The organism is Pseudomonas sp. IT-P260 (assembly GCF_949768395.1).
In the GTDB taxonomy this organism is placed as follows: Bacteria; Pseudomonadota; Gammaproteobacteria; order Pseudomonadales; family Pseudomonadaceae; genus Aquipseudomonas; species Aquipseudomonas parakoreensis.
Map to the genome: position 1 here is coordinate 1 of NZ_CATKPO010000044.1, position 26,030 is coordinate 26,030.

The following is a 26,030-nucleotide window of genomic DNA, read 5'->3' on the forward strand; positions in this document are numbered from 1 at the left end:
ATAAGAGGCCGTTACCGCAGCAACGGATATACACCCCAAACCCAAACCCAAACCCAAACCCAAACCCAAACCCCAGACAAACAAAAACGCCCGGTATAAACCGGGCGTCTTGTATTGACTTGATTAGCGAGCGCGGTAAGTAATGCGCCCTTTGCTCAAGTCATAGGGCGTCAGCTCGACGCGCACTTTGTCACCGGTAAGAATACGAATGTAGTTCTTGCGCATCTTGCCGGAGATATGCGCGGTTACGACGTGCCCATTTTCCAACTCCACACGAAACATGGTGTTGGGCAGGGTGTCGACGACAGTGCCTTCCATTTCGAAGCTGTCTTCTTTCGACATGCAGTAAAGCCCTCGGTGTCCAATGAATGGCCCGGTGCAACTGCGCCAGGCAAAAGCGGCGTGCATTGTGCCCGAAAAAGGGGGTTCAAGCCAAGGGGTTTAGGGCTCGCGATTAGTTCAGGATTACCCAGCGCTGATTGATCAGCAATTCGATGGGGCGATATTGGGTCTTGTAGTTCATCTTTTTGCAGTTCTTGATCCAGTATCCGAGATACACCGCTTCCAGCCCCAGACGCTGGCTTTCGGCGATTTGCCACAGGATCGCGAAGCGCCCCAGGCTGCGGCGCTCCTCGTCAGGTTCGTAAAAGGTGTAGACCGCCGACAAGCCGTTGGGCAGCAGATCGGTCACAGCAACGGCGAGTAACCGTCCGTCGAGTCGAAATTCATAGAAGCGCGAAAAGGGCAGGTCGCGCACCAGAAAGGTCGAGAACTGGTCACGGCTTGGCGGGTACATGTCGCCGTCGGCGTGTCGCTGTTCGATATAGCGTTGGTACAGGTCGAAATATTCTTCGCTGAAATGCGGTTTTACCGGGCGCACCTGCAGATCGGCATTGCGTTTGAAAATGCGTTTCTGCTGGCGGTTGGGGTTGAACTGTGCCACCGGGATGCGTGCAGGCACGCACGCATTGCAATTCTGGCAATGGGGCCGATACAGATGATCGCCGCTGCGGCGAAAGCCCATTTCCGACAGGTCTGCGTAGACATGCACATCCATGGGCTGACTCGGGTCGAGAAACAGCGTCGTCGCCTGCTCCTCGGGCAGATAACTGCAGGAATGAGGCTGAGTGGCATAGAACTTCAAGCGCGCCAACTCGGTCATGATCAACCCTCGGGATAAGCTGGTGAATTAAGTGTAAGCCACGTGCGCAAAAGTCGCTCAGCAAACCCAGGTGGCACGACTGGATTGATCCAGGTGGCGGGCCAGGTAGTTGGCGAATTCGTGGCGGGGGATCGCCCGGGCGCCGAGGCTGTGCAGATGATCGGTCGGCATCTGGCAATCAATCAGAACGAATCCCGCCTCTTTCAGATGCTGCACCAGCGTGGCAAAGCCATATTTGGAGGCGTTGTCGGCGCGGCTGAACATCGATTCGCCGAAAAACAGCTGACCCATCGCCAAGCCATACAGGCCGCCGACCAGTTGGCCCTGATCCCAGACCTCGACCGAGTGGGCGAAGCCGCGGCGGTGCAGTTCGAGGTAGGCGTCCTGCATCGCTTCGGTAATCCAAGTGCCATCGGCGTAGACCCGAGGCGCGGCGCAGGCGCGAATCACGGCTGCGAAATCCCGATCGAAGGTCACCTGGTAGCGTTGCTTGCGCAGCAGCTTGCCGAGGCTGCGCGAGACATGCAGTTCGTCGGGAAACAGAACGGTGCGCGGATCCGGCGACCACCAGAGGATTGGCTGGCCCTCGGAAAACCATGGAAAACAGCCGTGTCGGTAAGCCTGCACCAGGCGATCGGCGGACAGGTCGCCACCGGCGGCCAGCAATCCATTGGGATCGCGCATGGCCTTTTCCAGGGGCGGGAAAGTCAGGGAATTGCGTTGTAACCAAGTCAGCATGGCGTCCAGGCTTGCAGAAGGGGAGGGCGGTGCGGGCGCGAGGCCCGCGATAAAGTGTGCCGCTAAATGACAGGAATGTCGTCCAGATACTTCTCCGCGTCCAGTGCCGCCATGCAACCGGCGCCGGCCGAGATCACGGCTTGGCGGTAGACGTGGTCGGCCACATCGCCAGCGGCGAAGACGCCGGGGATCTCGGTGGAGGTGGCGTCGCCGTCGCTGCCGCCCTTGACCAGCAGATAGCCGTCGCGCATTGGCAACTGGCCCTGAAACAGGTCGGTGTTGGGTTTATGCCCGATGGCGATGAATACGCCGGTCAGGGCCAGTTCGCGGGTCTGCCCGGTGTGGCTGTCACGCAGGCGCGCGCCGGTCACGCCGCTGGCATCGCCCAGCACTTCATCCAGATTCTGGTTCCAGTGCAGGCGAACGTTGCCGTTGGCGACTTTTTCGAACAGTTTGTCCTGGAGAATTTTCTCCGAGCGCAATTTGTCGCGGCGATGGATCAAATGCACCTCTCTGGCAATGTTCGACAGGTACAGGGCTTCCTCGACGGCAGTGTTGCCGCCGCCCACCACGGCGACCACCTGATTGCGATAGAAAAAGCCGTCACAGGTCGCACAGGCCGAAACCCCTTTGCCGGCGAAGGCTTCTTCCGAGGGCAGTCCCAGATACTGCGCCGAAGCGCCGGTGGCGATAATCAGGGCGTCGCAGGTATAAGTGCCGCTGTCGCCGATGAGCTCGAACGGGCGCTGCTGCAACTTGGCAGTGTGGATGTGGTCGTAAACGATCTCGGTGGCAAAGCGTTCGGCGTGCCTCTGCATGCGCTCCATCAGTACCGGGCCGGTGAGGCCTTCGACGTCGCCGGGCCAATTGTCGACTTCGACGGTGGTGGTGAGCTGGCCACCGGCCTGCAACCCGGTAATGACCACCGGTTTGAGGTTGGCGCGGGCAGCGTATACGGCGGCGCTGTAGCCGGCAGGGCCGGAGCCAAGAATGATCAGGCGTGAATGCTTCGCTGCGTTCATCAAATACACCTCATAAGCCTTTGTCACAAAAGACAATGCATGCTCAAATTGAACCGCAGGATTTGTGCGGTTGGCTATGCTCAGCTAAGGGGTTTGAAGCATGGCATCAGCCGCGCAAACCCGTACAATGCCGGGCTGTTACAGAATATTTGTAGAGCGCTGTGTTTATAGCTGTGTTTATAAAAGCTGCGGCACAGTGTTAAAAGTAGTCTCAGATGCGCCGGTTCACTTTTTTACCTGCCTGGATTGGGCAGTTTTTATCGTCATTCAATAGATGGACGCGCCTTGGGCGCAGGAAAAGAAGCGTTTTGAAGAAATCCACCGCAGCACCAAAAACAGTCGTTCCGCTCTGGCGCCAGCAATTGCACTACCGGCTCAAGGAAGGTGCATTGATCGCCATCGGTGCCTTGTGCCTGTTCCTGATGATGGCCTTGCTGACCTACGGCAAGGACGATCCGGGCTGGAGCCACAACAGCAAGATCGACGACGTGCAGAACTTCGGCGGCCCCGCCGGTTCCTACAGCGCCGACATCCTGTTCATGGTGCTGGGTTATTTCGCGTACATTTTCCCGTTGCTGCTGGCGATCAAGGCGTATCAAATCTTCCGTCAACGCCACGAACCCTGGCAGTGGAGTGGCTGGCTGTTCTCCTGGCGCCTGATCGGTCTGGTGTTTCTGGTGCTGTCCGGCGCGGCGCTGGCGCATATCCATTTTCATGCCGCCACCGGTCTGCCGGCGGGTGCGGGCGGGGCGCTGGGCGAAAGTCTCGGTGACCTGGCACGCAACGCCCTGAATATCCAGGGCAGCACGCTGCTGTTCATCGCGCTGTTCCTGTTCGGCCTGACGGTGTTCACCGACCTGTCGTGGTTCAAGGTGATGGACGTCACCGGCAAGATCACCCTCGACCTGTTCGAACTGTTTCAGGGCGCGATCAACCGCTGGTGGTCGGCCCGTACCGAGCGCAAGCAATTGGTCGCGCAGTTGCGTGAGGTCGATGACCGCGTCCACGACGTCGTGGCGCCGACCGTTACCGACAAGCGTGAACAGGCCAAGGTCAAGGAGCGCCTGATCGAGCGTGAGCAGGCCTTGAGCAAGCATATGTCGGACCGCGAGAAGCAGGTGCCGCCGGTCATCGCCCCGGCCCCGGTCAAAGCACCGGAACCAAGCAAGCGCGTGCAGAAAGAGAAACAGGTGCCGTTGTTCGTCGACAGCGCCGTGGAAGGTACTTTGCCACCGATCTCGATTCTCGATCCGGCGGAAAAGAAACAACTCAATTATTCGCCGGAATCCCTGGCTGCCGTCGGCCACTTGCTGGAAATCAAGCTCAAGGAGTTCGGCGTCGAAGTCACCGTGGATTCGATCCATCCGGGCCCGGTGATTACCCGTTACGAAATTCAGCCTGCCGCTGGCGTCAAGGTCAGCCGCATCGCCAACCTGGCCAAAGACCTCGCACGTTCGCTGGCGGTGACCAGCGTGCGCGTGGTCGAGGTGATTCCGGGCAAGACCACGGTCGGTATCGAAATTCCCAACGAAGACCGGCAGATCGTGCGTTTCTCCGAAGTGCTGTCGACCCCCGAGTACGACAACTTCAAGTCGCCGGTCACTCTGGCCCTGGGCCACGACATTGGCGGCAAACCGGTCATCACCGACCTGGCCAAGATGCCGCACCTGCTGGTGGCCGGTACCACCGGTTCCGGTAAGTCGGTGGGCGTGAACGCGATGATCCTGTCGATCCTGTTCAAGTCCGGCCCGGATGACGCCAAACTGATCATGATCGACCCGAAAATGCTCGAGCTGTCGATCTACGAAGGCATTCCGCACCTGCTGTGCCCGGTAGTGACCGACATGAAGGACGCCGCCAACGCCCTCCGCTGGAGCGTTGCCGAAATGGAACGCCGCTACAAGCTGATGGCGAAGATGGGCGTGCGTAACCTGTCCGGCTTCAACGCCAAGGTCAAGGAAGCCCAGGACGCCGGTGAGCCGCTGAGCGATCCGCTGTACAAGCGCGAAAGCATTCACGACGAAGCGCCGTTGCTGCAGAAGCTGCCAACCATCGTTGTGGTGGTCGACGAATTCGCCGACATGATGATGATCGTCGGCAAGAAGGTCGAAGAACTGATCGCCCGTATCGCGCAGAAGGCACGTGCCGCCGGTATCCACTTGATCCTCGCGACCCAGCGCCCTTCTGTGGACGTGATCACCGGTCTGATCAAAGCCAACATTCCGACCCGTATGGCGTTCCAGGTGTCGAGCAAGATCGACTCGCGGACCATCATCGATCAGGGCGGCGCCGAGCAACTGCTCGGGCACGGTGACATGCTCTACATGCCGCCGGGCACCAGCCTGCCGATCCGGGTACACGGCGCGTTCGTTTCCGACGATGAAGTACACCGCGTGGTGGAAGCGTGGAAACTGCGTGGCGCACCGGAATACAACGATGACATCCTCAACGGTGTCGAAGAGGCGGGCAGCGGTTTTGAGGGCAGCAGCGGTGGTGGCGACGGTGATGATGCCGAGACCGACGCCCTGTACGACGAAGCCGTGCAGTTCGTGCTGGAAAGCCGCCGGGCGTCGATTTCTGCGGTACAGCGCAAGCTGAAGATCGGTTACAACCGGGCCGCGCGCATGATCGAAGCCATGGAAATGGCCGGGGTCGTGACCTCAATGAACACCAACGGTTCGCGTGAAGTTCTGGCCCCCGGCCCGGTGCGCGACTGATTGCCAAGCAAGAGGCGGCACCATGATGTGCCGCCGCTCTCCCAACGAGTATTCAAGAGGACTCCCATGCGTTTTATCCGCATGCTGTTGCCAGTACTGGCGCTGACCACGCTCACGGCCCACGCCGATGACAAAGACGTCGCGCGTCTGACGCAATTGCTGGAAACATCGAAAACCCTGACCGCGAACTTCTCCCAGCTGACCCTCGACGGCAGCGGCACCCAGTTGCAGGAAACTCGCGGTGATATGGTCCTGCAGCGTCCGGGCCTGTTCTACTGGCACACCGAAGCGCCAAACGAGCAGACCATGGTTTCCGACGGCAAGAAGGTCACCCTGTGGGACCCGGATCTGGAGCAGGCAACCATCAAGAAGCTCGACGAGCGTCTGACTCAAACCCCGGCGCTGCTGCTCTCCGGTGACGTGTCGAAGATCAGCCAGAGCTTTGAGATCAGTGCCAAAGAGGCGGGTGGCGTGATCGACTTCACCCTCAAGCCGAAGACCAAGGACACCCTGTTCGACAGTCTGCGTCTGTCGTTCCGCAACGGCCTGGTCAATGACATGCAACTGATCGACAGCGTCGGCCAGCGCACCAACATTCTGTTCACCGGGGTCAAGGCCAACGAAGCGGTGCCGGCGTCGAAGTTCAAGTTCGACATCCCGAAGGGTGCTGACGTTATCCAGGAATAAATCCAAAACCCTGTGGGAGCGAGCCTGCTCGCGAATGCAATGGTTCACTCAACATTGACGGTGACTGGTGCACCGCATTCGCGAGCAGGCTCGCTCCCACAAGGGCAAGTGATCGACCTGATCAAATAGAGGTTTCAACGCTACGTGATGGATCTGTTTCGCAGTGCACCGATTGCCCAGCCGCTGGCCGCGCGTTTGCGCGCGACCAATCTGGATGAGTACGTCGGTCAGGAGCACGTGCTCGCTCGCGGCAAGCCTCTGCGTGAGGCGCTGGAGCAGGGTGCCCTGCATTCGATGATCTTCTGGGGGCCGCCGGGTGTGGGCAAGACCACCCTGGCGCGCTTGCTCGCGGAAGTCTCGGACGCGCATTTCGAAACGGTCTCGGCAGTGCTCGCCGGGGTCAAGGAAATCCGTCAGGCCGTGGAAATCGCCAAACAGCAGGCCGGGCAGTACGGCAAGCGCACGATCCTGTTCGTCGATGAAGTGCACCGCTTCAACAAATCGCAGCAGGATGCGTTCCTGCCGTACGTCGAAGACGGCACGCTGATTTTCATCGGTGCCACCACCGAAAACCCTTCATTTGAATTGAACAACGCGCTGTTGTCGCGGGCCCGTGTCTATGTGTTGAAAAGCCTCGACGAGACCGCGCTGCGCAAACTGGTACATCGCGCGCTCACCGAAGAGCGCGGGCTGGGCAAACGCAACCTGACCCTCAGCGATGAAGGCTTCCAGATGCTGTTGTCGGCCGCCGATGGCGATGGCCGGCGCCTGCTCAATCTGCTGGAGAACGCCTCGGACCTGGCCGAAGACAACAGCGAAATGGGCACCGAGCTGCTGCAAAGCCTGCTCGGCGACACCCGACGACGCTTCGACAAGGGTGGCGAAGCGTTCTACGACCAGATTTCCGCGCTGCACAAATCGGTACGCGGCTCCAACCCCGATGGCGCGCTGTACTGGTTTGCGCGGATGATCGACGGTGGTTGCGATCCGTTGTACCTGGCGCGACGCGTGGTGCGCATGGCCAGCGAAGACATCGGCAACGCCGATCCGCGCGCGCTGAGCCTGTGCCTGGCGGCGTGGGAGGTGCAGGAGCGCCTCGGCAGCCCGGAAGGCGAGTTGGCAGTCGCCCAGGCCATCACCTATCTCGCCTGCGCACCGAAAAGCAACGCGGTGTACATGGGCTTCAAGACCGCTCTGCGCGCGGCTGCCGAGTACGGTTCGCTGGAAGTGCCGCTGCACTTGCGCAATGCGCCGACCAAACTGATGAAGCAATTGGGCTATGGCGACGAATACCGCTACGCCCACGACGAACCGGACGCGTATGCCGCCGGCGAAGATTATTTCCCGGAAGAGCTCGAGCCCATTCCGTTCTATCAACCGGTGCCCCGTGGCCTGGAGTTGAAGATCGGCGAGAAGCTCAACCACCTCGCGCAACTCGACCGTTTAAGCCCAAGACAGCGGAGAAAATAGTGCTTCCATTGATTGTTGCGGTCTCCGTCGGCGGAATTGCCGGCACCCTGTTGCGCTTCGCCACCGCTAACTGGGTCAACGCCAATTGGCCGCGGCACTTCTATACCGCGACGCTGGCCGTTAATATCGTGGGCTGTCTGCTGATTGGCGTGTTGTACGGCCTGTTTTTGATACGCCCGGAGGTGCCGATCGAGGTGCGCGCCGGGTTGATGGTCGGCTTCCTCGGGGGGCTGACGACTTTTTCATCCTTTTCACTGGATACGGTGCGCCTGCTGGAAAGCGGGCAGGTGCCGCTGGCCCTGGGCTATGCGGCGATCAGCGTATTCGGCGGGCTGCTCGCGACGTGGGCTGGCCTGTCCCTGACCAAACTTTGATAACGAGAAACCGACATGCTCGATTCCAAACTGTTACGTAGCAACCTTCAGGACGTAGCGGACCGCCTGGCTTCCCGTGGCTTTGCCCTGGATACCGCGCGCATCGAAGCGCTGGAAGAACAGCGCAAGACCGTCCAGACCCGCACCGAAGCACTGCAGGCTGAGCGTAACGCTCGTTCCAAATCCATCGGTCAGGCCAAGCAGCGCGGCGAAGACATCGCGCCGCTGATGGCGGACGTCGAGCGCATGGCGGGCGAGCTGAGTGCCGGTAAAGTCGAGCTGGACGCGATCCAGACCGAACTGGACTCGATCCTGCTGGGTATCCCCAACCTGCCGCACGAATCGGTACCGGTCGGTAAAGACGAAGACGACAACGTTGAAGTGCGCCGCTGGGGCACGCCGACGCAGTTCGATTTCGAGGTCAAGGACCACGTCGCGCTGGGCGAGAAGTTCGGCTGGCTGGACTTTGAAACCGCCGCCAAGCTCTCTGGTGCCCGTTTCGCCTTGCTGCGCGGCCCGATTGCTCGCCTGCATCGCGCCCTGGCGCAGTTCATGATCAACCTGCACGTCAACGAGCATGGCTACGAAGAGGCCTACACGCCTTATCTGGTTCAGGCCCCGGCGCTGCAAGGCACCGGTCAACTGCCGAAGTTCGAAGAAGACCTGTTCAAGATCGCTCGCGAAGGCGAAGCCGATCTGTACCTGATCCCGACTGCCGAAGTGTCGCTGACCAACATCGTGGCCGGTGAAATCGTCGATTCGAAACTGCTGCCGATCAAGTTCGTCGCGCACACCCCGTGCTTCCGCAGCGAAGCCGGCGCATCGGGTCGTGACACTCGCGGGATGATCCGTCAGCACCAGTTCGACAAAGTCGAGATGGTCCAGATCGTCGAGCCGTCGACCTCGATGGAAGCGCTGGAAGGTCTGACCGCCAACGCCGAAAAAGTCCTGCAACTGCTGGGTCTGCCTTATCGCACCCTGGCGCTGTGCACCGGCGACATGGGCTTCAGCGCCGTGAAGACCTACGACCTGGAAGTGTGGATTCCAAGTCAGGACAAGTACCGCGAAATTTCCTCGTGCTCCAACTGCGGCGACTTCCAGGCCCGCCGTATGCAAGCGCGTTTCCGTAATCCGGAAACCGGCAAGCCTGAACTGGTACACACCCTGAACGGTTCCGGCCTGGCGGTCGGTCGTACTCTGGTTGCCGTGCTGGAAAACTACCAGCAGGCCGACGGTTCGATCCGCGTGCCGGACGTACTGAAACCGTACATGGGTGGCCTTGAGGTCATCGGCTAAATGAAATATCTGCCGCTGTTTCACAACCTGCGCGGCAGTCGTGTGTTGGTGGTCGGTGGGGGGGAAATTGCCTTGCGCAAATCCCGCCTGCTGGCCGATGCCGGTGCGCTGCTGCGGGTGGTCGCACCTGAAATCGAAGCGCAACTGCGCGAACTGGTCACTGCCAGCGGTGGTGAATGCCTGTTGCGTGGTTATGTGGAAGCGGATCTGGACGGCTGCGGCCTGATCATCGCCGCCACCGACGATGAAACGCTCAACGCCCAGGTCTCCAGCGATGCCCATCGGCGTTGCGTGCCGGTCAATGTGGTTGACGCGCCGCAGTTGTGCAGCGTGATCTTCCCGGCGATCGTCGATCGCTCGCCGCTGATCATCGCGGTGTCCAGCGGCGGCGATGCGCCAGTGCTGGCGCGGCTGATTCGCGCCAAGATCGAAACCTGGATTCCTTCGACTTACGGCCAGTTGGCCGGTCTTGCCGCACGTTTTCGCAATCAGGTGAAAAACCTGTTTCCCGATGTGCAGCAGCGTCGCGGGTTCTGGGAAGACGTGTTCCAGGGGCCGATTGCCGACCGGCAACTGGCCGGGCAGGGCGCCGAGGCCGAGCGTCTGTTGCAGGCCAAGATTGATGGCGAGGCGGACATCACCACCGGTGAGGTGTATCTGGTGGGCGCCGGGCCGGGTGATCCGGACCTGCTGACCTTCCGCGCACTGCGTTTGATGCAGCAAGCTGACGTGGTGCTGTACGACCGCTTGGTCGCGCCGGCGATTCTTGAGCTGTGCCGTCGCGATGCCGAGCGTGTCTACGTCGGCAAGCGTCGCTCCGACCATGCGGTACCGCAGGACCAGATCAACCAGCAACTGGTGGACCTGGCCAAGGCCGGTAAGCGGGTGGTGCGCTTGAAGGGCGGTGACCCGTTCATCTTCGGTCGCGGCGGTGAAGAGATCGAAGAGCTGGCGGCCCACGGGATTCCGTTCCAGGTGGTGCCGGGGATCACGGCGGCCAGCGGTTGCGCGGCGTATGCCGGGATTCCGCTGACCCATCGCGATTACGCGCAGTCGGTGCGCTTCGTCACCGGTCACTTGAAGGACGGTTCCACCGATCTGCCATGGGCCGACCTCGTTGCCCCGGCGCAGACGCTGGTGTTCTACATGGGCCTGGTGGGCTTGCCGGTGATTTGCGAGCAGTTGATCAAACACGGTCGCCGCGCGGACACCCCGGCAGCGTTGATCCAGCAGGGCACCACGGTCAATCAGCGAGTCTTCACCGGCACGCTGGCGGACCTGCCGCGTCTGGTGGCGGAGCATGAAGTGCATGCGCCGACGCTGGTGATCGTCGGTGAAGTGGTGCAGCTGCGCGAGAAGCTGGCGTGGTTCGAGGGTGCTCAGGCGCAAGTCTAAAAGACCGAGTCGCCTCATTCGCGAGCAGGCTCGCTCCCACCTTGGATCTGTGTCGTGCACAAATCCCCTGTGGGAGCGAGCCTGCTCGCGAAGAGGCCCTCAAACACACCGAATCAATCAGAGCCTCTACGCCAAACCCCTTTCCCGTTGAGCCGCGCCCGATCATGCGCCCCGCTGAAATCCTGCTCTGGGCCCTTCGGCACAATCCCGGTCGGATTAATCGTCTTGTGACTGCCGTAGTAGTGGTTCTTGATGTGCTGAAAATCCACCGTCTCGCCAATCCCCGGCCACTGATACAGTTCACGCAGCCAGTTCGACAGGTTCGGGTAATCGGCGATCCGCCGCAGATTGCACTTGAAGTGCCCGTGGTACACCGCATCGAAGCGAATCATCGTGGTGAACAGACGCATGTCGGCTTCAGTCAGGTATTCACCGGTCAGATAACGATTGGCGCCCAGTATTCGCTCCAGATGATCCAGCTCAGCAAACACTTCATCGAAGGCCTGTTCATAAGCCTGTTGCGAGGTGGCGAAGCCGGCGCGATACACGCCGTTGTTCACCGCTGGATAAATCCGCTCGTTCAGTGCATCAATCTCGCCACGTAACGGTGCCGGGTAGAAGTCCAGCTCGTTACCGGTCAGGCCATCGAAGGCGCTGTTGAACATGCGGATGATTTCCGCCGACTCGTTGCTGACAATGCGCTTGAGTTTCTTGTCCCACAGCACCGGCACCGTGACGCGCCCGGTGTAGTCCGGGGTGTCGGCGGTGTAGCGCTGGTGCATGAAGGCGAAATCATCAAGTTTGTCACCGGTCGAGCCCAAGGCCTTGTCGAAGGTCCAGCCGTTTTCCAGCATCAGCCAGCTGACCACGGACACGTCGATCAGGCTTTCCAGACCTTTGAGCTTGCGCAGAATCAGCGTGCGGTGCGCCCACGGGCAGGCGAGGGACACATAAAGGTGATAGCGCCCGGCTTCGGCGGCGAAACCGCCTTCACCGCTCGGCCCGGGCTGGCCGTCTGCGGTGACCCAGTGGCGACGCTGCGCCTGTTCGCGCTGGAAGGCGCCGTCCTTGCTGCTTTCATACCACTTGTCCTGCCAGTGGCCATCGACGAGTAAACCCATGATCAAGACTCCTGAATCCAATAAGCGTTGGAGCCGAGTCTATTCCGATGAGTTCGAACAAAAAGCGCAAAGATCGGGCGTCTATGATCGGTTAAATCGATTTGTTGCGCGCGGCCCAGTATTGCTCGGCGGTTTCAAAGGCTTGCTCGCGGCTTTGACCGAGGCCACGCAGGGCCAGGGCCATGGTCGAGATCAGGGCCATTTGCGGATAGCTGTCGACCACGTCGCCACGCCATACCGCTTTGAGATGTTCAACGTCCAGCGAGGCAGGTTTGACGTGGCGCTGGCTCGACAGTTGCGGCCATTCTTCATCCCAGCTCTCGCCGCCCTTGGTGCCGTACAGATGGCTGTCGGCATCCGGGTTGATCTCGATCTCGCCGCCGTCGCCCTTGACCACGATCGCCGTGTCGCCGAGCAGACCGCTGGCCTCGCGATGCACCGTTTGATAGCCCGGATGAAAAATACTTTGCAGGCCACAACGGGCGCGCAGCGGGTTGAGAATCCGTGCCAGTGAATGGATCGGCGAGCGCAGGCCCATGGTGTTGCGCAGGTCGATCATCTTCTGCAACTGCGGCGCCCAGTCCATTAGCGGCATGAATGCCAGGCCGCCGTTGTCCAGCGCGTTGCCGACCTGCTGCCACGTGCGGCACAGCGGGAGGTTCAGCTCGCCAAGCAGTTGTTCGGTGTACAGACGCCCGGCGGTATGCGCGCCGCCGCCGTGCATGAAGATGCGCACGCCGTTTTGCGCCAGACACTTGGCCGCCAGCAGGTACCACGGCAGATGACGTTTCTTGCCGGCATAGGTCGGCCAGTCCAGATCGACGTGCAACGCTGGAGCCTGCAAGCGTTCACGCAAGGCTTCGGTGAAACCGGCCATTTCTTCGGCGCTTTCTTCCTTGTGCCGCAGCAGCATCAGAAAGGCTCCGAGCTGGGTGTCTTCGACCTTGTCGTCGAGCACCATGCCCATGGCTTCCCGGGCCTCTTCACGGGTCAGGTCGCGGGCGCCGCGTTTGCCCTTGCCAAGGATTCGCACGAACTTCGCGAACGGGTGCTCGGCGGGCGTTTCGAGGGTCAGCGCTGGAAAGTCGGTCATAGGCAATTCGTCGGTTTGGGCAGGCCCGCCAGTTTCGCGGCGAGTTTGGCAGGGGTGCCTTTGAACAGTCGGTTCAGGTGCAGGCTGTTGCCTTTGTCCGGGCCGAGTTTGAGTGCGGTGTATTTGATCAATGGACGGGTGGCCGGCGACAGCTGAAATTCCGCGTAGAAGCTGCGCAGCAGTTCGAGGATTTCCCAGTGTTCGGCAGTCAGTTCGATGTCCTCGGCAGCGGCAAGGGCGCTGGCGACGTCATGGGACCAGTCATCGAGGTCGACCAGAAAGCCGTCCTTGTCCAGTTCGATGGCGCGGGCGCCGACAGTCATCGAGTTCATAGCCAGCTGTTGACCTTGTCGTGGCGGATCGACAGTTCGACGAATGCCGGGTAATCGATGGCCTCTGCCCAGTCGGGAGCAACGATGGCGCGGGCCTGCAGGTCTTCAGCTAGGGCGAACAGCTTGACCCGGCGCTCGTTCAGCGTGGCGAATGGCGCGGTGCCGGGTTGCAGGGCATACACCGCGTCACCGGATAACAGCAGGGCGTCGGCAGCGCCGATCACGCGCAGGCAACTGTTCAGGCGCTCGTCGCCGAACGGGGAATGAGACAACACATGCAAAGTCGACATCAGAGGGTGATCACCTGGTCGTAACGGTCAATAAGGGCGGTGATTTCGCTGGCGCCGAGCGGCTGCGCTTCGTCCAGCGACAGCGTGCTCAGGCCACGGGCGCTGGCGCTGTCGGTGCAGTAGAACAGTTCTTCGACACCGAACATCGGCAGCGCCTGCAGATTGGCGCTGAGGTCTTTCTGTTGCAGGGCCTTGGCGTTCTGCCCGACGCCCAGTTGCAACACGCCATCGTCGAGAAACAGCAGGCCGATCGGCAGATCGAACGCACCGCCGGCCAGCACGATGTCCAGCGCCTCGCGGGCGCCGGGGCCGGACCATGGCGACTGGCGGCTGATGATCAACAGGGATTTGGCCATCTCACGCACCTCCGAAACAGATCAGTCGATCGGCGTCCTGCACCGCATCGTGCAACTGGCCGAGGCCGGACAACTCCCACGGTGCGCTGACCGCAACGGCATCACGCTGATAACGCCTGGCCTCTTCGTCATTCAGTACGCCACGACGCAGGGCGGCGGCGATGCATACCACGCCGTCCAGTTGTTGCTCGGTGATGAACGCACGCCACTGTTTGGGCAGGTCCAGTTCGTCCTGCGGGGTGACCACCGCGTCGGAGGCGTTGTAGACGCCGTCCTGATAGAAAAACAACCGGACAATCTCATGCCCACCGGCCAGCGCCGCCTGAGCAAACAGCAGGGCACGGCGCGAGGAGGGCGCATGGGCGGCGGAAAACAGCGCAATGGCGAACTTCATGACGGACTCGATCAGCAAAACTGCGGCCATGATAAAGCTTTATGAAGGCAGCCGCGAAACCCAAGTTGCACACACCGATTGCGCGGGAATAACTGTCCGCCTGCTGCTATCGGTCATAGTGCGAATCCATGTAGGAGCTGCGGCACGCTGCGATCTCTTGATCTTTACAAGCAAGATCAAGAGATCGCAGCCTCGTTTCACTCGACAGCTCCTACAGGGGGGGAGTGAGGTTTCGATCAGCGCGGCATATAGCCCAGTTGCCAACGCCGCGGAATGCTCAGCGACAGCACACCGAGCGCCGCCGCCAGCAAGCCGCTGGCGAACAGCGCCCGAAGCCCGAAATGATGTTCCAGTACCGCGCCAAGAATTGCGCCGATGAACATCCCGCTCCATGGCACCAGTTGCACCCGCCAGCCGTTACGGCGTTCGCCGAGCATCCAGCGGCCGAGTCCACGGCCGAAGCGCGATAGCGCGCCGGTCACATAGGTCAGGCCGACCGGCAGACCATTCACTTCCTCGACCGCCGCGTTAAGCATCCCCATCGCGATGATCGCCGCCAGCAGCGCCGGCAGTTGCGTGTCATACGGCCACGCTGCCGCGAAGCACAGCAGGGTGGCGATACACAGCAACAAGGGCAGTGTGCGCCGACCACCGAGGCGACCGATGACAATCCCCAAGGCGTTACCGATCACGAACGTGACGACGAGAATGACCAGGCGCAGCGTCAGTCCGAGGTCACCGTCACTGATCGCCACCGCCAGCCGCGTGGTGTTGCCGCTCATGAAGGAAACGAAATCGCCGCTGGCCATGAAGCCGATGGCGTCGGTCATACCCGCCAGCACCGACAGGCAGGCCACCAGCGCCAGACCAATGCGGCCACGCCATTTCTGCCGATGCAAATGCCCGGACGTGGCGCGATGAGTCGAAGTGGAGGGTAGCATCGGTGACGATATCCTTGAGCAGCGGTTAAGGTTTCAACTCGTACAGATCGCAGTAATCGGCCCAGCTCATGTGGGCCATTTCCGCCACTTCACGGTGCACCTCCATGCGCTGAGCCTCGTACTCCTCGGGCGTTTGCGCCGTGAGCTGCAAGGTCAGTTCCCAAGCGAACAGGCCTTGATTCTCCGCCTCAGCCTCGAAGGCTTCGTGCAGGCGCTCCTCACGATACTGCGCCGGGGTTTCGCCCTTGGCCTGGGCCAACAGCGGGTTGAGGTGATCGAGGGTTTCGCGCAATTCGGGGCGCGCGTCGAGAAACAGTTTCAGGGCTTGTTCATGTCGCTGGTCGGTGGGCGCCATGTGTATTCCTTGTCAGGCTGATGACCCTAGGGTGCCGGAGCGGCCGGCGTGTGTCGCGCTATAAATGCAGTAAAGCAGAACGATTTTGCCTGTTGCGATGATACAGTCCGCTTTTTTCTGAATGAGCGAATGCAATGCGAATTCTGATGGTAGCGCTGGCCGCGACCGTGCTGGCGGGCTGCGCGGGTTCGGTGATGGACGATTCTCGCACCAAAGCCCCTTACAAGGTTTTGACCTCGGACAAGCCAGAGAAAGTCGTGGCCCAGTGCGTGCAATTCGCCTGGCAGGACGAGGCAGTGTTTGGCGTGGACGCCGGCGCGTATCTGCAACCGGGCAAGAAGGGCGGCTCGACGGTGTATACCCGTTCGGCGGAATCGTTTGTCGACGTGACCAGCGATGCGTCGGGGACGGTGCTCAATTACTACGTGCAGAAGGATGATTTTGTCGCCAAGCGGCGTTTGGCGGGGTTGGCGACCTGTCTTTGATATTGCGCTGAGCGGCTGCAGGCTTGCTCCCACTGTTTGAAATGCATTCCATTGTGGGAGCGAGCCTGCTCGCGAAGGGCTCTTGAGATTCAACCCTTCAGGCGCTTCTGGAAATAGTGCCTGCTATGCCCCGGCGGATAGTCGACGATCTCGCCAAACTGGCTGAATCCCAACTTCCTGTAAAACTCCGGCGCCTGAAAATCGAAGGTATCCAGCCAGATGCCCAGGCAGCGCTTCTCGTTGGCCAGCTCTTCGGCCATGGTCATCAGTCTCGAGCCAATACCCTGGCCGCGCCCCTGTTCCGGCACCGAAAGCAACTCGATGTACATCCACTGGAAAATCACCCGGCCATACAAGCCGCCGAGTATCGCGTCGTGTTCATCGCGCACCAGCAGGGCGAACGGTTCCGACGTGGAGCCCCCGGTCTGGGCGTCGTTGTACGCAATCAACGGCTCGAGGATAGCCTTGCGCTGTTCTTCCGTGGGGTTCTGTGACAGCTCGATTCGCAACGTCATACGCAACTTCCTTGTGAGGTGAACGCGCAGCCTATCCTGCCCGGCGGGCGCTTTCCAAGTCCGTGCTCATCCCTTTGGAACCGCCGCTGTCGCGTCGGGGTCTAGCTTTTACAGCGTCATTCCGAACGCGGTTGATGAGGATCCCCCATGAATATTTTCGAAGCCCTTCGCGAAAGCCACGACCGCCAGCGCAATTACGCCAAAGCTCTGGTCGAAACCAGCGGCGACACCCCGGAGCGGGTCGAAGCCTACAAACAGCTCAAGGCCGAACTGCAGGCGCATGAGACCGCCGAAGAGCGCCACTTCTACATCCCGCTGATGGAGTTCGACAACGGCGTCGATCTCAGTCGTCACGCGATCTCGGAACACCATGAAATGGACGAGATGATGGAAGAACTGGATGAGACCGAGATGTCCAGCCCGGCGTGGCTGGCCACCGCAAAAAAACTTTCCGACAAGGTTCATCATCATCTCAAGGAGGAGGAGCAGAAATTCTTCCAGATGGCCGGCAAGTTGCTCGACGACAAGCAAAAGGAACAGCTCGCCGGGCAATACGAGAAGGAATATCAGGCACAGTTGGAGTGAGTGATGAATGCGGGTTTTTGCTGTGTCGGCGTGTAGGCCTTTAGCCATGCATCAGGTGGGCGTTGTCGCAATTGACTGTATATTTATCCAGTATTTACTGGGTTTTCCACTCAATACGCCGATTGCCTGCGACAAAACCGCCGATGGACAAAAAAACCACCTCCGTTAGCTTGAAGGCCTCTCCTCGGACAGGAGAGTTCTTAAATCAACGGAGTGAAAAACATGAATCAACCACAAGCTCAAACTCAGCTGCGACATGGTCGCGTCACCTCTCCAGCCAGCCGCGGTGCGGTGGCCATCGAGCAAGGATTGCTCGGTGCCTGGCAGGTCAACGAAATGGAAGGCGGCAAGAACTTCCCGGCGCTGACGGCAGGACCTTTTCCTGCGCCCTATGGCAGTGACAGCGACAGCGTCACACCACCTGCCGACGGTTACATTCTCAGCGGTGGCAAGACCGACGCCCGTGACTGTGTGAACTTCACCGACGAGGAAATGAGCAAAAAGCTCAACCGTCCGTTCAGCTGGCCACTGCTCAGTGTGACCCCGGGCCAGACGCTGGAAGTGAAGTGGGAATACACCGCGCCACACACCACCCGTGGTTATCGCTGGCTGATCACCAAGGATGGCTGGGATCCGAAACAGCGTATTTCCCGTGCACAGCTTGAAGCGCAGCCTTTCGCCGAAGACTTCTACACTCAGGTGCCGTATTACAGCTATCCGGGGGAATTGAAGGCCAAGGTCAATCATTCGGTGAAGTTGCCGGCCAGCAAAAAGGGTCGTCACGTCATCGTGTTGATGTGGATCGTCGCCAACACCGGTAACGCGTTCTATCAGGCGTTCGACGTCGACTTCAAATAACGGCGTAATGCTCAACCCACAGGTTCTGAAGGATTAGAACATGTCAAATATCGACTTTTCGTTAATGCACAGTCAGGCCGCTGACGCGGCTTCACTGATGCCAGGCATCGCCGGCAAGAAAATTCTCATGGGTTTCTGGCACAACTGGCCGGCCGGCCCGAGTGACGGCTACCGTCAGGGCCGCTTTGCCGAGATCGCGCTGGAGGCGGTGCCCAAGGAGTACAACGTGGTTGCGGTGGCGTTCATGAAGGGCAGCGGGATTCCGACCTTCAAACCGTACAACGTCTCCGATGCCGAGTTCCGGCGCCAGGTCGGCGTGCTCAACAGCCAGAGGCGGGCGGTACTGATCTCCCTGGGCGGCGCCGATGCGCACATCGAATTGCGTGCCGGTCAGGAACAGCCGCTAGCCAATGAAATCATCCGTCTGGTGGAAACCTATGGCTTTGACGGGCTGGACATCGATCTTGAACAGAGCGCGATTGATTTCGCTGCCAACAAGACCGTGTTACCGGCCGCGCTGAAGCTGGTCAAGGATCACTACGCAGGCCAGGGCAAGCATTTCATCATCAGCATGGCCCCGGAGTTTCCGTACCTGACCACCAACGGCAAATACGTCGGTTACCTGCAGGCGCTGGAAGGCTACTACGACTTCATCGCACCGCAGTTCTACAACCAGGGCGGCGACGGGGTCTGGGTGCCGGAAGCCAATAATGGCAATGGCGCGTGGATCGCGCAGAACAACGACGCGCTGAAAGAGGATTTCCTCTATTACCTGACCGAAAGTCTGGTGACCGGTACCCGGGGCTTCACCCGAATCCCGGCGGACAAATTCGTCATCGGGCTGCCAGCCAACGTCGATGCCGCTGCCACCGGTTATGTGATCGACAGCACCGCCGTGGGCAATGCGCTCAAGCGTCTGGCGATCAAGGGGCTGCCGATCAAGGGCCTGATGACCTGGTCGGTGAACTGGGACAACGGCGTCAGCAAGGATCGCCTGCCGTACAACTGGGAGTTCAGCCGGCGTTATGGACCGCTGATTCACAGCGCTCGAACAGCGGCGCAGGAAACGGATGATGCGTTGTCGCGCATCGCCCGTTAATCGCAAGTAAAGAAGCCCGGTAGCGCTGCCGGGCTTTTTTTGTGGGCGCGATTAATCGACTATGGGCGTTTTCCGATGACAAAGGATCAGGCGTCATGATCAAGACAGCCGAGCGGGTCAACATCGTCGACACTCAGGTGTTGTCCCACGACTGGTACCTGTTGAAGAAGATTACCTTTGACTACCTGCGCAACAACGGCGACTGGCAGCGGCAGACGCGCGAGGTCTACGACCGTGGCAATGGTGCGGCGATCCTGTTGTTCAACCGCGAACAGCGCACCGTGGTGCTGACGCGCCAATTCCGTTTGCCGGTATTCGTCAACGGCCACGACGGCTTGTTGATCGAAGTGGCGGCAGGTCTGCTGGAAGGTGCGGCACCGGAGCAGCGGATCCGTGACGAAGCCGAAGAGGAAACCGGTTACCGCGTTCACGACGTGAAGAAGGTGTTCGAGGCTTACATGAGCCCCGGTTCGGTGACCGAGAAACTGCACTTTTTCATTGCCGAGTACGACGCGAAATCGAAGGTCAGTGAGGGTGGCGGCCTGGAAGAAGAAACCGAAGAACTGGAAGTGCTCGAATGGGGCTTCGATGAAGCACTGGCTGCATTCCAGCGTGGCGAGATCTGCGATGCCAAGACCATCATGCTGTTGCAGTATGCGGCGATGAATAACCTATTTGCCTGAGAAAGCAAAGATCGCAGCCTGCGGCAGCTCCTACATTGCTCCACCTGTGTAGGAGCTGCCGCAGGCTGCGATCTTTTGATCTGCTAAAACAAATCCCCAGTTCTGCCCACCGCCGACCAGTTACCACCCTCCAGCACCAGCAACCGCTCTTTGGCCTCAAGCCCACCCGCAAATCCGGTCAACTTCCCCGACGCGCCAATCACCCGATGGCACGGCGCCACAATCGAAATCGGATTGCGCCCATTTGCCGCTCCGACCGCACGCACGGCTGTCGGGTGACCGATCTGCTCGGCGATCTGGCTGTAAGTGCGGGTTTCGCCAAACGGAATGGTCAGCAACGCTGCCCAGACCTTTTTCTGAAAATCGGTGCCGACAAAATCCAGCGCCAGGTCGAAGCGATTACGCTTGCCGGCAAAGTATTCTTCAAGCTGCTGTGCGGTTCGTTGCAGCAGCGGATGGTCCGGTGCTGCGCTCATCGGACCAAGGCGCACCCGGCCCGGTTTGTCGTTTTCCCAGAGGATGGCTGCCAGTCGTGCGCCGTTCGCAACCAGCTTCAGTTCGCCGACCGGTGAGGGCAGGGTGATGAACGTGTAAGGCATGGGCAGAACTCCGGATCAGCGTGACGAAGGCGTCCAGCATACTGGCTGATCGGGGAGGCGCAAATCGCAATAGCGACCATACTGCTTGGTGCTTTTGCAGCGTTCCCTTCTGCTCTGCACAGAACCCAAAAACAAAAAAGAGATCGACTCATGAAGTACGAACCTTTGGCCAAAACGCTGATCGCGACTTCACTGGCACTGAGCTGCCTGATGGCCCACGCCGCTTCCGTGGCCCCGGTTGCCGCCGAGAACGGCATGGTGGTCACTGCCCAACACCTGGCCTCCCATGTCGGCGTCGATGTGTTGAAAAGTGGCGGTAACGCGGTGGATGCGGCGGTCGCTGTGGGCTATGCGCTGGCGGTGGTGTATCCCGCAGCGGGCAACCTCGGCGGTGGCGGTTTCATGACCATTCAACTGGCGGACGGGCGCAAGACCTTCCTCGACTTCCGCGAAAAAGCCCCGCTGGCGGCGACCGCCAACATGTACCTGGACAAGGACGGCAACGTCGTCCCGGACCTGAGCACCCGCGGTCACCTCGCCGTGGCGGTGCCCGGCACCGTGTCGGGCATGGAGCTGGCGCTGAGCAAGTACGGGACCAAGCCGCGCAAGGACATGATCGCCCCCGCGATCAAACTGGCGGAAGACGGTTTCGAACTGGAGCAGGGCGACGTCGATTTGCTGGACTACGCCACCGATGTATTCAAGAAGGACATGCGTGATTCCGGCTCGATCTTCCTGCACAACGGCGAGCCAATGCAGGTCGGGCAGAAACTGGTGCAGAAGGATCTGGCGAAAACCCTGCGCACCATCTCGGAAAAAGGCGCTGACGGTTTCTATAAGGGCTGGGTGGCCGACGCCATTGTCACCTCCAGTCAGGCCAACAAGGGCATCATCACCCAGGCCGACCTGGACAAATACAAGACCCGCGAACTGGCCCCGGTGGAGTGCGATTACCGTGGCTACCACGTGGTGTCGGCGCCACCGCCAAGCTCCGGCGGGGTGGTGATCTGCGAGATCATGAACATTCTCGAAGGCTATCCGATGAAGGACCTGGGCTTCCATTCGGCCCAGGGCATGCACTACCAGATCGAAGCGATGCGCCACGCTTACGTGGACCGCAACAGCTATCTGGGCGACCCGGATTTTGTGAAGAACCCGATCGAGCATCTGCTGGACAAGAACTACGCGACCAAGCTGCGCAACGCGATCCAGCCGCAGAAGGCCGGGATCTCCGCCGAACTGAAACCCGGCGTCGCGCCCCATGAAGGCAACAACACCACGCACTATTCGATCGTCGACAAGTGGGGCAACGCGGTGTCGGTCACCTACACCCTCAACGACTGGTTCGGCGCCGGGGTGATGGCGAGCAAGACCGGGGTGATCCTCAACGACGAAATGGACGACTTCACCTCCAAGGTCGGCGTGCCGAACATGTACGGTCTGGTGCAGGGCGAGGCCAATGCCATCGCTCCGGGCAAAACTCCGCTGTCGTCGATGAGCCCGACCATCGTCACCAAGGACGGCAAAGTGGTGATGGTGGTCGGTACGCCGGGTGGCAGCCGCATCATTACGGCGACCTTGCTGACCATGCTCAACGTCATCGACTATGGCATGGGCCTGCAGGAAGCGGTGGACGCGCCACGTTTCCACCAGCAATGGATGCCTGAGGAAACCAACCTCGAAGACTTCGCGGCCAGCCCGGATACGAAGAAGCTCCTCGAGAGCTGGGGCCACAAGTTCGCCGGGCCGCAGGACGCCAACCACATCGCCGCGATCCTGGTCGGCGCGCCGTCGCTGGGCGGTAAGCCAGTGGGCAAAAACCGCTTCTACGGGGCCAACGATCCACGACGCAATACCGGATTGTCACTAGGCTACTGACAGGGGTAAAAAGGGGGCGGGCGCTGCTCCGCCCCGGTTTCAACGTTCGATCAAGGAAGGCCCATCATGTCTAGCGCATTGCTGATCATCGACGTCCAACAGGCTCTCTGCTCGGGCCAATATCAGTGCTTCGACATTCGCCGCGTCATCGACACCATCAACCAGCTCAGCACTCGCGCGCGCAAGGCTAGCGTGCCGGTGGTGCTGGTGCAGCACGAAGAAAAGGACAGCCCGCTGGCCCATGGTGCCGAAGGCTGGCAACTCGCCGATGGCCTGCTGACGACAGATCAAGACCTGCGCATACGCAAAACCACCCCGGATTCGTTCTACCAGACCGAGCTGGGCAAACTGCTACCCGGCGAAGACTTCGAGCGCCTGATCATCTGCGGCCTGCAAACCGACTATTGCGTCAACGCCACCGTGCGCCAGGCCCATCAGTTGGGTTACGACGTCGTCCTCGTGGCAGACGCTCATTCCACTCTCGACAACGGCAACATGAGCGCCGAAGACATCATCGCCGAACACAACAAGGATCTGGCGCACCTGACGGGGGCTACCGGACGCATTGACGTCAAACCCGCAATCGAGGTCATTTTCTGAAGCCCGAAAATACCTCTGTTGTTCTTACTGGCCTCATCGCTGGCAAGCCAGCTCCCACAGGGTTTGGCATGGATCACAAAGTTTTTGAACAACACAGATCATTGCGGGAGCTGGCTTGCCAGCGATGGCGGTGGATCTGTTAATGAAGATGCAAGCTGTACCCACCCAATCGCCAGCAGGCTGGCTCCTACAATGATTGATGGTGTTCACAGATTCCATGTACAGCAAAAAATCCCTGTGGGAGCGGGCGTGCTCGCGAAGACGGCAGTACTGACCACACTTCACTGGCATAATCCCGCGCCCCGAAGAATGGAATCTGTCGATGTTGTCTTTCAAACCCCGCCACGCCTTGCTGCTGACATCCCTGGTATTTTCCACTACCGCGCATGCCACCAGTTTCGATTGCACCGGCGCCACCAGCCCGGCTGAAAAAACCATTTGTTCTGATCCCTACCTCTCCAACCTTGATGAAAAACTGAGCTCTCTGTGGCGTGTCACGTTGCCGAAAGTTGCGGATTCGAAAGCCTTGAAGGCCGATCAGCGAGGCTGGCTAAAGCAACGCAATCAATGTGCTGCGGATGTGGCCTGTTTGCGCCGGGAATACCTGATGCGCCTCAAAGCACTGGAATTCATGGCCAAACCCTTCAATTGGGATGCGACCTGGCAACTCATTCCATGGGGCGTATCATCGTCGGTCGAGGTTAAAACCAAGCGTATCGATGCCACTCATATCGCCTTTGATATTTCAGGCGTGGCTGGCGCCAACTCCGGCGATATGGATGGCGTCGCCAACATTGTGGGCAGCGAAGCACACTATGCCCAAGATGACTGTTCGTTGAAGTTCAGCGCATTCAACGGTCTGTTGGACATTGACCAGGATGGTGCAGACCCTAGCTGCGGCGGTGGAATGGGGGTTTACTACGGCGGTCGCTACGTGGCATCGGAACAGCCATTGGCGATTGATTACGACTTGCTTAGTCTGGGGGTGGCGCGGACTGAGCAGGAAAACGAGCTATTATACACTCTGCTCAAAGGCGATTATCAGACGTTGTTGCAAAACAGTGGAACGATGGTGACGGCTGATGCTTCCCGCGATGTGCCGGATGCTCAGGTCGATGAGTTCTGGTTGCGTGGGCTGGCCAACACCAATGCAGGCATTCTGATGCGCGCGCCGGACGCTCGGGTATGGCTGGTTTTATTGGTGTTCGATGAGCAGCGTAATTTGCGTGCCCGCTATTACACCAATGCGCCGCAATGGAAAAAACGTGTGCCCGAAGCATTGCTTGCCTGGCACCAGCGAATAGAGAACGGTGAGACGTTGCCGCTGGATTTCATGCCCTGATTCTCGGCGGCGAGGTTTTGGCGAAATGTCGGCGGGGCTGACCAACAGCCCCGCTGCATTCAAGTCGCAAACAACCAGCCACGCGCACTCGCGACCGGTTCCGACACCACCCCCTCCAGCACCATCCGCGTAATCGTCTCCGCCGCCGTCCGATAATCCTCATCCTGCGGCACTGCGCGCCCGGTGATGCAGCCCATTTGCCAGCCAATGTTGGTGTAGGTGCGGGTCGCCGACCAGATGAACAGCATCAGGTGTTCCGGGTCCACCGGGGCCAGCAGGCCGCGGTCGATCCAGCTGCGCAAGCAGTCGACGTTGCGCCGGGCTTCGGCGTGCAGCAGGTCGCGGCACTCGTCTGGCAGTTGGTGACCGCCGAGTAGCAGTTCGCCGCTGAAGACCTTGGCGATGGCCGGGTGTTCGCGAGCGATGCGGATGCGTGCGGCGATGTAGGCGCGCAGGCCGATCAGCGGGTCATCGCTTTCGCGCAACGCTGCCGAGGCTTCCAGCAGCGGTTCGACAAATCCCAGGAGGACTTTCGAGTACAGGTTTTCTTTGGTCTGGAAGTAGTAATACAGATTGGCCTTGGGCACGCCGGCACGGGCGGCGATGTCGCGGGTCTGAGTGGCGTCGAAACCGTTGGCGGCAAATTCTTCGCTGGCGGCGGCGAGGATCAGTTGCTCGTTGCGTACGCGGATGGCGCTCATGGGAATGCGGTGTGTATGAATGGCATGGTCGAATACTGGCAAATTTGGTTTCGCAATATACAAAACTATATAGCGATGAGGCCAGCTCACTCGTTCGAGAGCGCTATGCTGATTCGCTCATCAAAAAGTCGGGGGAGGGAACATGGCCATCAACGCACTGCGCGCTACGGCGACGCACTTGGAGGCTGTAGCAAAACTGTTCGACGCCTATCGTGGCTTTTATCAGCAACCTTCGAACCTGACGCAATCGCGCGCCTTCATCGCTGAGCGGATGGCTGGCGAAGAATCGGCGATTTTCCTCGCGCAGGATGAACAGGGCGATGCGCTCGGCTTTGTGCAGTTATACCCGACGTTTTCCTCGATCGACGCTCACCGCACCTGGTTGCTCAGTGATTTGTTCACCATGCCCGCAGCCCGTGGTCACGGTGTCGGGCGATTGCTGATGAACACGGCCCGCGACTTTGCCTTGCAGACTGGCGCCAAAGGTCTGGTGCTGGAAACCGCCACCGACAACTTGATGGCGCAGGGTTTGTACGAGTCGCTGGGTTATGTGCGTGATACCGGCTATTACACTTATATGCTCGATCTGCGTCAGGGTTGATCGAGTTCAACACTGCCGCGCCAGCAACCGCTCGATCTGCGCCAGCTCCCAGGTACTCAGCAGGTCGACTGGATTGGTGCCGTAACGCTGCCACGTTGCCAATGTCCCCTCGCGGCCATCCGGGGCGCGGGCCTGTTCACAGTGGTGCAAGCGTCCGCCTTCAAAGTCCAGCAGCAACTGCCAGCCTTCGATATCGACCGCAACCAGTCCGGCATCGCCGGGTCTCTCGGATCTGTTGAACATCAGCACACCCAGCGCAGCCTCGCGCAAGCGCTGGCAAACGTCGCGGGCGGTCAGCCATGCAGTCATGGTCATACTCGGAGGAGGCACAAGCGCGTCAG

Annotated in this window: 30 protein-coding genes and 1 pseudogene; 15 read left to right on the forward strand and 16 right to left on the reverse strand. The window is 60.0% G+C overall.

Features of this window, described 5'->3' with window-relative positions; translation table 11 throughout:
• Positions 1-123: 123 nt before the first annotated feature.
• From infA to trxB, 4 genes are all read right to left on the reverse strand, one after another.
• Positions 124-342, reverse strand: a complete 219-nt coding sequence (infA, locus tag ACM6HV_RS25910; protein ID WP_002553999.1) for a translation initiation factor IF-1 — start codon at positions 340-342, stop codon at positions 124-126.
• Positions 343-454: 112 nt separating this feature from the next.
• Entirely contained in the window at positions 455-1,162 is a 708-nt protein-coding gene (locus tag ACM6HV_RS25915; protein WP_041074211.1) for an arginyltransferase, read from the reverse strand.
• 57 nt (positions 1,163-1,219) lie between these two features.
• Complete coding sequence (gene aat / locus ACM6HV_RS25920) at positions 1,220-1,900, reverse strand: leucyl/phenylalanyl-tRNA--protein transferase (RefSeq protein ID WP_414905627.1); 681 nt, start codon at positions 1,898-1,900, stop codon at positions 1,220-1,222.
• Positions 1,901-1,962: 62 nt separating this feature from the next.
• Positions 1,963-2,922 carry a thioredoxin-disulfide reductase gene (trxB, locus tag ACM6HV_RS25925; protein ID WP_414905628.1) on the reverse strand — a complete coding sequence of 320 codons (960 nt, stop codon included), beginning with the start codon at positions 2,920-2,922 and terminating at the stop codon, positions 1,963-1,965.
• 308 nt (positions 2,923-3,230) lie between these two features.
• On the opposite strand from trxB, the gene ACM6HV_RS25930 reads away from it, so the two are divergent.
• From ACM6HV_RS25930 to cysG, 6 genes are all read left to right on the forward strand, one after another.
• Entirely contained in the window at positions 3,231-5,639 is a 2,409-nt protein-coding gene (locus tag ACM6HV_RS25930) for a DNA translocase FtsK (RefSeq protein ID WP_084234290.1), read from the forward strand.
• A gap of 66 nt (positions 5,640-5,705) precedes the next feature.
• A complete protein-coding gene (lolA, locus tag ACM6HV_RS25935; RefSeq protein WP_145596692.1) occupies positions 5,706-6,326 on the forward strand; it encodes an outer membrane lipoprotein chaperone LolA in 621 nt (206 codons plus the stop codon).
• Between the two features lie 147 nt (positions 6,327-6,473).
• Positions 6,474-7,796, forward strand: a complete 1,323-nt coding sequence (locus tag ACM6HV_RS25940) for a replication-associated recombination protein A (protein WP_003223849.1) — start codon at positions 6,474-6,476, stop codon at positions 7,794-7,796.
• Positions 7,796-8,170, forward strand: a complete 375-nt coding sequence (crcB, locus tag ACM6HV_RS25945) for a fluoride efflux transporter CrcB (RefSeq protein WP_041074221.1) — start codon at positions 7,796-7,798, stop codon at positions 8,168-8,170. The genes ACM6HV_RS25940 and crcB overlap by 1 nt, the downstream gene beginning before the upstream one ends.
• Before the next feature lie 15 nt (positions 8,171-8,185).
• Positions 8,186-9,466 (forward strand): serine--tRNA ligase, encoded by a 1,281-nt coding sequence (gene serS / locus ACM6HV_RS25950; RefSeq protein ID WP_003223852.1) that lies wholly within the window; start codon positions 8,186-8,188, stop codon positions 9,464-9,466.
• Complete coding sequence (gene cysG / locus ACM6HV_RS25955) at positions 9,467-10,861, forward strand: siroheme synthase CysG (RefSeq protein ID WP_047295105.1); 1,395 nt, start codon at positions 9,467-9,469, stop codon at positions 10,859-10,861.
• A 113-nt stretch (positions 10,862-10,974) separates the two neighbouring features.
• Here the strand turns inward: cysG and ACM6HV_RS25960 are convergent, their stop codons facing one another.
• The 8 genes from ACM6HV_RS25960 to ACM6HV_RS25995 form a co-directional block, all read right to left on the reverse strand.
• Positions 10,975-11,982 carry a glutathione S-transferase family protein gene (locus ACM6HV_RS25960; RefSeq protein ID WP_414905629.1) on the reverse strand — a complete coding sequence of 336 codons (1,008 nt, stop codon included), beginning with the start codon at positions 11,980-11,982 and terminating at the stop codon, positions 10,975-10,977.
• Positions 11,983-12,073: 91 nt separating this feature from the next.
• Positions 12,074-13,075: a glycosyl transferase family protein gene (locus tag ACM6HV_RS25965; protein ID WP_414905630.1), complete on the reverse strand. Its 1,002-nt coding sequence runs from the start codon at positions 13,073-13,075 to the stop codon at positions 12,074-12,076.
• Positions 13,072-13,407 (reverse strand): TusE/DsrC/DsvC family sulfur relay protein, encoded by a 336-nt coding sequence (locus tag ACM6HV_RS25970; RefSeq protein WP_131670153.1) that lies wholly within the window; start codon positions 13,405-13,407, stop codon positions 13,072-13,074. The genes ACM6HV_RS25965 and ACM6HV_RS25970 overlap by 4 nt, the downstream gene beginning before the upstream one ends.
• Positions 13,404-13,697, reverse strand: a complete 294-nt coding sequence (tusB, locus tag ACM6HV_RS25975; protein ID WP_121184803.1) for a sulfurtransferase complex subunit TusB — start codon at positions 13,695-13,697, stop codon at positions 13,404-13,406. The genes ACM6HV_RS25970 and tusB overlap by 4 nt, the downstream gene beginning before the upstream one ends.
• Positions 13,697-14,053 (reverse strand): sulfurtransferase complex subunit TusC, encoded by a 357-nt coding sequence (gene tusC / locus ACM6HV_RS25980; RefSeq protein WP_262948707.1) that lies wholly within the window; start codon positions 14,051-14,053, stop codon positions 13,697-13,699. Before tusC ends, tusB begins: the two co-directional genes overlap by 1 nt.
• A gap of 1 nt (position 14,054) precedes the next feature.
• Positions 14,055-14,447, reverse strand: coding sequence for a sulfurtransferase complex subunit TusD (gene tusD, locus ACM6HV_RS25985; protein ID WP_041074269.1), 393 nt, complete (start codon positions 14,445-14,447; stop codon positions 14,055-14,057).
• Between the two features lie 236 nt (positions 14,448-14,683).
• Positions 14,684-15,388, reverse strand: coding sequence for a YoaK family protein (locus ACM6HV_RS25990; RefSeq protein WP_414905631.1), 705 nt, complete (start codon positions 15,386-15,388; stop codon positions 14,684-14,686).
• Between the two features lie 25 nt (positions 15,389-15,413).
• Positions 15,414-15,743 (reverse strand): DUF6388 family protein, encoded by a 330-nt coding sequence (locus tag ACM6HV_RS25995; protein WP_414905632.1) that lies wholly within the window; start codon positions 15,741-15,743, stop codon positions 15,414-15,416.
• A gap of 134 nt (positions 15,744-15,877) precedes the next feature.
• Here ACM6HV_RS25995 and ACM6HV_RS26000 point away from each other — a divergent pair, with 134 nt between their 5' ends.
• Positions 15,878-16,228, forward strand: coding sequence for a hypothetical protein (locus ACM6HV_RS26000; RefSeq protein WP_041074236.1), 351 nt, complete (start codon positions 15,878-15,880; stop codon positions 16,226-16,228).
• Positions 16,229-16,317: 89 nt separating this feature from the next.
• On the opposite strand, the gene ACM6HV_RS26005 is transcribed toward ACM6HV_RS26000, so the two are convergent.
• Positions 16,318-16,743, reverse strand: coding sequence for a GNAT family N-acetyltransferase (locus ACM6HV_RS26005; protein WP_145596703.1), 426 nt, complete (start codon positions 16,741-16,743; stop codon positions 16,318-16,320).
• Between the two features lie 147 nt (positions 16,744-16,890).
• Between ACM6HV_RS26005 and ACM6HV_RS26010 the strand changes: the two genes are divergently transcribed.
• The 4 genes and pseudogenes from ACM6HV_RS26010 (at position 16,891) to ACM6HV_RS26025 (ending at position 19,968) form a co-directional block, all read left to right on the forward strand.
• Positions 16,891-17,328 (forward strand): hemerythrin domain-containing protein, encoded by a 438-nt coding sequence (locus tag ACM6HV_RS26010; RefSeq protein ID WP_041074240.1) that lies wholly within the window; start codon positions 16,891-16,893, stop codon positions 17,326-17,328.
• Between the two features lie 222 nt (positions 17,329-17,550).
• Positions 17,551-18,186 (forward strand): lytic polysaccharide monooxygenase, encoded by a 636-nt coding sequence (locus ACM6HV_RS26015; RefSeq protein WP_145596705.1) that lies wholly within the window; start codon positions 17,551-17,553, stop codon positions 18,184-18,186.
• Positions 18,187-18,226: 40 nt separating this feature from the next.
• Positions 18,227-19,249, forward strand: a pseudogene (locus ACM6HV_RS26020) (chitinase); the annotation flags it as partial.
• A 131-nt stretch (positions 19,250-19,380) separates the two neighbouring features.
• Entirely contained in the window at positions 19,381-19,968 is a 588-nt protein-coding gene (locus ACM6HV_RS26025; protein ID WP_414905633.1) for an NUDIX domain-containing protein, read from the forward strand.
• An 83-nt stretch (positions 19,969-20,051) separates the two neighbouring features.
• Here the strand turns inward: ACM6HV_RS26025 and ACM6HV_RS26030 are convergent, their stop codons facing one another.
• Entirely contained in the window at positions 20,052-20,567 is a 516-nt protein-coding gene (locus ACM6HV_RS26030) for a methylated-DNA--[protein]-cysteine S-methyltransferase (protein WP_414905634.1), read from the reverse strand.
• Between the two features lie 150 nt (positions 20,568-20,717).
• On the opposite strand from ACM6HV_RS26030, the gene ggt reads away from it, so the two are divergent.
• The 3 genes from ggt (at position 20,718) to ACM6HV_RS26045 (ending at position 24,387) form a co-directional block, all read left to right on the forward strand.
• The gene (gene ggt, locus ACM6HV_RS26035; protein ID WP_182404288.1) at positions 20,718-22,445 is read left to right on the forward strand and encodes a gamma-glutamyltransferase; all 1,728 of its coding nucleotides are present in this window, start codon (positions 20,718-20,720) and stop codon (positions 22,443-22,445) included.
• Between the two features lie 66 nt (positions 22,446-22,511).
• The gene (locus ACM6HV_RS26040) at positions 22,512-23,045 is read left to right on the forward strand and encodes a cysteine hydrolase family protein (protein ID WP_414905635.1); all 534 of its coding nucleotides are present in this window, start codon (positions 22,512-22,514) and stop codon (positions 23,043-23,045) included.
• 322 nt (positions 23,046-23,367) lie between these two features.
• Positions 23,368-24,387: a lysozyme inhibitor LprI family protein gene (locus ACM6HV_RS26045; protein ID WP_414905636.1), complete on the forward strand. Its 1,020-nt coding sequence runs from the start codon at positions 23,368-23,370 to the stop codon at positions 24,385-24,387.
• A 59-nt stretch (positions 24,388-24,446) separates the two neighbouring features.
• On the opposite strand, the gene ACM6HV_RS26050 is transcribed toward ACM6HV_RS26045, so the two are convergent.
• The gene (locus tag ACM6HV_RS26050; RefSeq protein ID WP_414905637.1) at positions 24,447-25,088 is read right to left on the reverse strand and encodes a TetR/AcrR family transcriptional regulator; all 642 of its coding nucleotides are present in this window, start codon (positions 25,086-25,088) and stop codon (positions 24,447-24,449) included.
• Positions 25,089-25,230: 142 nt separating this feature from the next.
• Between ACM6HV_RS26050 and ACM6HV_RS26055 the strand changes: the two genes are divergently transcribed.
• Entirely contained in the window at positions 25,231-25,689 is a 459-nt protein-coding gene (locus ACM6HV_RS26055) for a GNAT family N-acetyltransferase (protein ID WP_414905638.1), read from the forward strand.
• Between the two features lie 6 nt (positions 25,690-25,695).
• Here ACM6HV_RS26055 and ACM6HV_RS26060 read toward each other — a convergent pair whose 3' ends face one another.
• Complete coding sequence (locus ACM6HV_RS26060) at positions 25,696-25,998, reverse strand: hypothetical protein (RefSeq protein ID WP_041074257.1); 303 nt, start codon at positions 25,996-25,998, stop codon at positions 25,696-25,698.
• Positions 25,999-26,030 lie beyond the last annotated feature (32 nt).